The 449-nt window shown below is 70.8% G+C and carries 1 protein-coding gene; it reads left to right on the top strand.

The window, feature by feature from the left end; translation table 11 throughout:
• Positions 1-449, top strand: a 449-nt coding sequence (locus tag EOD07_RS37130; protein ID WP_281059127.1) for an RNA methyltransferase substrate-binding domain-containing protein, incomplete at both ends; no start/stop codon positions are given.

Below are 449 nucleotides of genomic sequence, written 5' to 3'. Positions count from 1 at the left end.
AAGCTGAGGCGCGCGCATCGCGACCAGAAGGCGGGCGGCGCGCCGGCATTCCGGCCGCGCCAGCCGGTGCCGCCGGGCGAAGCGCCCGGCGACGGGCTGGTGCGGCTTTACGGCCTGCACACGGTGCGGGCCGCGCTCGACAATCCGCGGCGCAAGATCAGGAAGATGCTGGTGACCCGCAACGCGGCGGAGCGGCTGTCGATTCCCGATCTTGCCGCCCTGCCCTTCAAGGCCGAACTGGTCGAGCCGAAGGACATCGACAAGATCACCGGATCGGACGCCGTGCATCAGGGCGTGCTGATCGAGGCCGAGCCGCTGAAGCCGAAGCGCCTCGACGCGCTCGGCGACACAAGGCTGGTGCTGGTGCTCGACCAGGTGACGGATCCGCACAATGTCGGCGCGATCCTGCGCTCCGCGGTCGCCTTCGGCGCCGGCGCGCTCATCACCAC

The sequence above is a fragment of the Mesorhizobium sp. M2C.T.Ca.TU.002.02.1.1 genome, from assembly GCF_003997225.1.
Note: the sequence above shows the minus strand (reverse complement) of the source record. Positions and strands in the feature narration are given on the sequence as shown.